The sequence below is a fragment of the Mycobacterium sp. genome, from assembly GCF_025933915.1.
In the GTDB taxonomy this organism is placed as follows: Bacteria; Actinomycetota; Actinomycetes; order Mycobacteriales; family Mycobacteriaceae; genus Mycobacterium.
The window spans coordinates 1-6,494 of the sequence record NZ_JAICZA010000205.1; the positions used below are offsets into that span (position 1 = coordinate 1).

Consider the following 6,494-nt stretch of genomic DNA (forward strand, 5'->3'; position numbering starts at 1 on the left):
GCGAGCCCGCCGCTGCGTCGGGATCACATCCCGCGAATGACCATGGGCAGCCCCGCCCGTCTCCACCAAAGCCCGGATGAAGGCTGTCGGGAAACAACCCGCTTGCACGCTACGTAGGGCAGGAGACGGGCGCGAGGCCCCGCCCACACGCCAACAGCACACCCCGCAACACCAAACCAGCCCGCCGGCGAACCCGGCGAGCCGACTTCCCCTTGCACAAATCAACAAAACCAAGCCCCTTGACTTCGTCCCCATAGGCTGGTCATTTCACCGCCAATGACGCGGCGTGGCCCGCTGTTCGACCGTCTGTGAAGCGTGCCCTGGGCTGCTCATTCGCGTGGTCGGGGTTAGTCCGGGTGACCTTTCGCGACTGATCCAAGCCGATCTCGGTGACGAGCGTGCCGGGCGGCTCCCGGGCAGGACTGGTGTTTGTCGGGTGGGCATCCAGTGGCGCCGATGCGTTGGGTGATCCGGTCGAGGAACGCTGGGAGGGCGTAGCGGTGCCAGTCCTCGAGGGCGTCGGGGGTGACGGCGTAGGTGGCGTTGTGTCGTTGGCAGGCGAGGGTGGCGATCTCGTGGGCGATGTGGGGGTGTTGGATCCAGCAGATCGGGATGAGCCGGTCGACTCGCCAGGTGTGTTCCTCGTTGATCCAGGCGGCGACGTCGTCGAGCCAGCGCCAGAGTTGCTGTTGGAGGGTGGCGGGGCAGGTGGGTGGGTCCCAGGGGCGGGGCAGGTCGGCGAGCCACCGCAGTTCTTCTCGGGTTTCGGGGGGGCGTTCGGCGGCGAGCCGCAGGTCGTCGAGGAGGCCGATGAGCAGCGGGGACGGCTGCGGGAACGACGCCGTGATCGGTGGCCCGTCCTGGTTCATCTGTGCCCCACGGGGTGGCGTGCGGCTGCTTGGGCGGTGAGCAGTTGGCGGCCGTGGGGTCCGGTGATGCATCTGGTGAGCCGGGCGATGAGGGGGCGGAGGTTCTCGGCGACGACGAGGGCGTGTCGGTCGGGGAGTTGCCGGATCTCTTCGGGGCGCAGGACGGGGACGTCGTCGCCGTACACGCTGGTGCCCCAGGTGCCGCGGCTGCGGTTGAAGCTCCACCGGGCGATGCGGGTGGTGCCGATGAGGTCGGAGATCTCTTTGTAGAACGCGACGTCCTTCCCGCCGCCGAACACGACGATGTTGTTGGTCAGCGCGAACAGGGCGCGGGCCTCGTCCTCGCCGTAGCAGACGACGAGCTGTCGCCAGGTCTGCGCGGCGTACAGGAACGACAGCCCGAGGGCGCGTTCGTTGGCCATCCGGGTCCGCAGCGTCGGTAGCGGGGTGGTGGAGGGGAGCTCGTCGAGGCAGGCGAGGAAGCTGGGGCACAGCCGCCCGTACGGCGACGTGTGCGCCATCGCGAGGGCGGTGTCCAGGACGTGCTCGGCGATCGCGGTCAGCAGCGGTGACGCGGAGGCGTAGGGGTCTTCTCGGCCGAGCAGGTACACGGTGCCGCCGCGGCTAATCAGGTCGCGCAGGTCGGTCGCGGCTCGCCCGGTCCCGGGGGTGCATCGGCGTCGGATCGATTCCTGGAAGAACAACGCCATCGCCTGCTGGACGGTGGTGATGGTGTTGCCGGCGGTCCGGTCGTCCCCGTGTAGTGCGCCGCGGAGCAGTCCGTCCCAGAACGGTGCAGCCCTGGGATGGGTGCGTAGGACCTCTTCGGGGTGGGTGGCGTTGACCGGGTCGGCGATCCACCCGAGCACGTCCGCGAGGGTGCCGCCAGCGAGGGCGGCGGCGTGGAAGTAGGCCTGCAGCACCTTGGCGGCCTCGGCGGCGTAGAAACGGGCGGCCTCGTCCCCGGACCCGCGGGTGACGGCCCCGCGGACGGTGCCGGCGGTGAACGCCTTGGCGCGCCGCTCGGCGGTCATCGAGTCCGCGCATCCGGCGACGGGGTCCCACACCAGCTGCGGGGTGCCCGGGACCAGGTCGAACGGGTCGAGGACCGCGACCGGCCGTCCACGGCTGCTGCGGTCGGTGATGGTGAGCAGCAGGTCGTCGGGTTTGGTGAGGGTGACCAGGGCCGCGCCGGGGGTGGCGAGCAGGGCCGGGGTGAGCAGGTCGAGTGTCTTGCCCGACCCCTGTGGGCCGTAGACCCCGGTGGTGCGGTCATAGGGCACCCACAGCTCCACCCCGCGCGGCACGCTGGAACGACCCAGCCGCCACCCCGCGGCGGTCCGGTCGCTGGTCTTCATGACTGCTGCTCCTGGTCGGTGCCTGGGGTGGTCAGGTCGGGTCTGATGATCGGCAGGCGGCGGTGCAGGTTGGCGGGGCCGAGCGTCGCCGCGACCTCGTGGCGGCTGGCCAGCCCGTACTGGGCGCCCGGCCCGTGCGCCCGCCACCACCACCAGCACACCAGCACCGCTCCTAGCGCGAGGGCTATCTCGGCGACGGCGATGATCGAGTACGTCATGAGCGGGTGGGCGTCGGGGTGGCCCCGGGCCACGTCCAGGGTCGCCTCGACCAGTCGATGGGACGGCCACGCGAACCCGTCCCCGCCCATCCAGGCGGCGGCGGCCTGTCCGGCGGGGAGTGCGAGGAGGGCGAGGAACATCCAGCTCGCGGCGATCGTGGTCGGGATCTCCCAAGTCAACGGGAGTACGTCGGTGCGGGACTGCTGGACTCTCATGGCTCACCTCCGGAACGGGCCTATTCTTTGATAGGCGCCCGGGGGCCTCGGTCGTGGACACGCATTCAGCCGAGGGAGGTGAGGGTGGCGAAGACCAGGGGATGGTCGGTGGTGCGCCGTACTGCGGCGCTGCGGTCGACGGTCCAGTCGGCCCACCCCACGATGGGGCTGCCGAAGATCCAGTCGATCCCGCCGTACCGGGGTGGTCGGCAGGTGCCGGCGGCGTGTGAGCCGCCTGCTGCTGCGTGCAGGTCGCCGTTGGCGGTGAGCCGACAGAACGTACTCGTTTTCTCGTTGAGGTCCCCGATCAGGATGACGGGCGCCCCGGTGGTGGACAGGAGAGCATGCGCCAGTGCGATCTCTCGCCGGATCGCCTCCCGGCGGTGGGACTGGTTGTGGCCGGAGAAGTGGGTGTCGGCGGGGTTGTGCACGCTGATCACCCACACCTGCCGGCCGGTGGCCCGGTGGCGGAGCAGGACCACCGGCATCGCGCGGATCCGGCCGCCGAAGTACGGGATCGGGGTGAGCCGCCGCTCGACTGCCTGCCAGGTGTCGGTGCGCCATGCCACGGCGTCCTGGGTGTCGTGGGGGGCGTGCCACAGGCCCCACCGGGATCCGACCATCTGGCGGAATCCCTGGGCCTGCACCGTCTGCAGCTCTTGGAGTCCGACCAGGTTGATCCGATGGTGTTCCAGCAACCGGAGCGCCCACCGGATCCGCTGACGCCCGGACGCCATCTGGGGGTGTTCCCCGTCGGGTCGGGTGTGGCTGTCGCCGAGCACGTTGAATGACGCGATCCGGCCCAGGCTGGACCCGCCGACGATCCCGCTGATGGCTCCGTCGAGGGTTCGGCCGACGTGGTCGGCGAGCCATCTGCTGGGGTCGATGGGGTCCTGGTAGATCGATCCGCCGTGGGGGTGCACTTCGAGGTGCAGGTGACAGCCGTGTGCGTTGCCCTGCTCGCCGACTCTGCCGATGGTGGCGCCGGCCTCGACGTGGTCGCCGTCCGATACGGTGACGGCCTGCATGTGGGCGTACCAGGTGGTCAACCGGCCGGGCGCGACGGCGATCTTGACCAGCCAGGGTCCGGCCCAGGCTTGGTCGGTGACGATCTGGACCGTGCCGGCGTGCACGGCGTGCACGGGGGTACCGCAGGCCACCGACAGGTCGGTGCCGGTGTGTCGGTGTGCCCACGAGGACCCGGTGGCGGCGAAGTTGTGCTGGTCGACGTACCCGGACCCAGTCGGCAGCGGGAACCGGACCACTCCCCCACCCGTGGGTGCCCCGCAGTCGGCCCCGGTGTCGGCGCCCATGTCGGCCCCGCTGATCACGACGCTGTTGACGCCGCTGTTGACGCCGCTGTTGAGCTGGGTCAGCAGGTGGCGTGCCAGGGGTTCGTCATCGGCGTAGGCCGACGGGTACGCCGAGTTCTGCACGGACTGCGCGGCCACCGCGAGCGGTAGCTGCTGCCAGGACGGCACTCGGCGCAACGCGGTGTAGAACAGCCGCGCAGAGGAGGCGGGGTCCATCAGCGTGCGCATCGGTCCCCACCACGGCCACTGCTGTTGGAAGAGGCCGAGGCTGCCGTGATCACGTCCGACCGCGTCGTGGGGCAGCCTCAGTGAGGCCGCTATCCCGATCTGGTCGGCCGCGAGCGCGCCGGTGCCGTCGTTGGCGTAGACCCGCAGCCGCGACTCCTGCAACGCGGTGGCCAACGCGACCACGATCCCCCGGTCCGGGACATCGGCGGCTCTGCCGACCGCGATGATCGTCGCGGCGTGCCCGACCTGGGCGGCATCCAACCCGTCTGCCCGCGAGGAGCCCGGGATCGCCGCGACCTGACCGTTGGAGGTGGGCCCGGGCACGCAGCTGGTGCTGGTCGGCGGCGCCCCCAGGGAGCCGACGACCAGCAGCGGCACCGAGACGACCAGGGCGGCGGCGACCGCGATGAAGACCCCGAGCCCGTGCCCCTTCCCAGCCATCGGCTCAGGCAGTGCTGAGGGCTTGGTTGGTGTTGGCGAGGTCGGTCTCGAGGGGGGTCATCCGGGTCTCGACCTTGAAGTTCCTTTCCCCCACCGTCCACAACGCCCGGCCCTTGCCGCCCATCGCCCAGCCGGTCACCAGGGAGGTGGCGATCGGGTTCAACCCGAGGAGGTCGGCGAGCTCGTCGCCGACCGCCTTGTCCTGCCCGTGCAGGACCCGGATGTCGGCCAGGTGCAGCAGGTCCTTGGCGATCGCGACGGCCTGGGAGTCGGCGGCGCCGGCCGAGAGCGGGTCGGACGGCTTGTGGTAGACGACGACCTGGACGTCGCCGGCGTGCCGGGACAGCCGGAGGTTGGAGTCCAGGGTCTTGACCGGTTCGAGACCGAGCCGCATCTGCTTCCAGGTCTCGTCGCGGACCACGATGCGTACGTCGCCCGGGTCGGTGATCTCGCGGATCCCCTGTCCCCACGAGTTCAGGCACAGCAACGCGATGCCGACGGCTTCGTCTCCGGACTTGTCCAACCGGGATAGCGACAGCGACTGGATGGGTGCCTGCCAGTCGGGGCTGATGGTGGTGGCGGTGTCGAACAGTCCGGCCAGGTGCCCCTTCACAAGCGCCCCTAGGGCGTCGCGCAGGGTGCGGGTGCCGTCGTAGAAGTCCCGCACCGATCCGTACCGGCACTCGGTCACCAGCTGGTCGCCGGGGACGTCGAGGGCATGCCACAGGTCCGGGATCGTCACCTCCCGCAACACCGTTGCGGCGGTGGAGTGGCCGGTCAACGCCCGCAACGCAGCCGAGACCGCGGTCTCGTCCGAGGGACCGAACGGGACCGCCTCCGCACCGACCTTCTGGGATCCGACCAGGCCGCGGATCAACATCAGCCACCGGTTGAACACGATCGCGGAGCGGCGCGACGCCTCCGCCGCATCGAGCCGGTCCCAGCCCACCCCGAGCGGACCGATGTCGAGTGGGTTCACCCGGGCGGGGAGGCCGTGACCGATGACGAACGGCTCGACCCCCAGGGCCCGGCACAGCGCCTCGTACTCGTCCTTGGTGTCGCCCAGGATCAGCACCCGATACCCGAAGTCGATCATCCTCAGGCAGAACACCTTGACCGTCCCGGACTTTCCCCGGCCCGGTTTCCCGAACACGAACAGGTTCGGGTTCGTCACCGAGATCCCGTCGTGCTTGACCCACCCCAACGGGTCGCAGTAGAACGTCCCACCGGACAACAAATCGACACCCATCTGTGCGCCGGTCGGGGGGAGGCCGTGACCGGCGATCAACGGCCACATCACCGGTGTCTGCTCCGAGGTCATTCGCCACACCGACAGCGGCGGCAGCGCCGGTGACCACCCGTTGCCGGGTTGGCGACGCCCCCGGGGGCCGACGAACTGGGTGAAGAGCCGCGCATCGTGTGTCCGCACACCCCCGTAGGCACCGTCTCGGCCCAGTCACGGACAACGGCGCTACCGGACCGGGCGGCGGCTCACCGTCGGTGTCGGGTTCCGGCGCATCCCAGCGGGATGGTGGCGGCGGCGAACCCGGCGTCCTGGGCGCCGTCGAGTCGTTGGGGCACGTAGCCGGCAAGTCGCACCGAGGCGTCCAGTCGCCGGCCGAGCTCGGCGGTCGGCCAGGTCCGCGAGACCGTCACCGACACGGCCGCGCTAGTGCGGACCAGCGATCGCCCGCGGGCGAGTTTCTCATCGGTCGCCTGGACGGTGCCGACCGCGCGGCGCTCCTTGGCGCGTTCCAGCCGTCCGGTACGGCGGCGAAGCTCGGCGCCGGTGACGGCGGACATCTCTTCTCGACCGGTGATCCGGTCAGCGGCCCGGGTCGAGACCGGGGA

At 70.6% G+C, this 6,494-nt stretch carries 6 protein-coding genes; all 6 read right to left on the reverse strand.

What is annotated here, in order from left to right; all coding sequences use genetic code 11:
* Nucleotides 1-347 precede the first annotated feature (347 nt).
* Complete coding sequence (locus Q0W90_RS22060; protein ID WP_297776612.1) at nt 348-869, reverse strand: hypothetical protein; 522 nt, start codon at nt 867-869, stop codon at nt 348-350.
* Nucleotides 866-2,227 carry a TraM recognition domain-containing protein gene (locus Q0W90_RS22065; protein ID WP_297776615.1) on the reverse strand — a complete coding sequence of 454 codons (1,362 nt, stop codon included), beginning with the start codon at nt 2,225-2,227 and terminating at the stop codon, nt 866-868. Before Q0W90_RS22065 ends, Q0W90_RS22060 begins: the two co-directional genes overlap by 4 nt.
* Nucleotides 2,224-2,661 carry a hypothetical protein gene (locus Q0W90_RS22070; RefSeq protein ID WP_297776617.1) on the reverse strand — a complete coding sequence of 146 codons (438 nt, stop codon included), beginning with the start codon at nt 2,659-2,661 and terminating at the stop codon, nt 2,224-2,226. Before Q0W90_RS22070 ends, Q0W90_RS22065 begins: the two co-directional genes overlap by 4 nt.
* 65 nt (nt 2,662-2,726) lie before the next feature.
* Nucleotides 2,727-4,643: a peptidoglycan DD-metalloendopeptidase family protein gene (locus tag Q0W90_RS22075; protein WP_297776620.1), complete on the reverse strand. Its 1,917-nt coding sequence runs from the start codon at nt 4,641-4,643 to the stop codon at nt 2,727-2,729.
* A 4-nt stretch (nt 4,644-4,647) separates the two neighbouring features.
* On the reverse strand, nt 4,648-6,072 hold the full coding sequence (locus Q0W90_RS22080; RefSeq protein WP_297776622.1) for a hypothetical protein: 1,425 nt from the start codon (nt 6,070-6,072) through the stop codon (nt 4,648-4,650).
* Nucleotides 6,073-6,134: 62 nt separating this feature from the next.
* A partial coding sequence (locus Q0W90_RS22085; protein ID WP_297776624.1) for an SCO6880 family protein occupies nt 6,135-6,494 on the reverse strand: 360 nt, incomplete at its 5' end.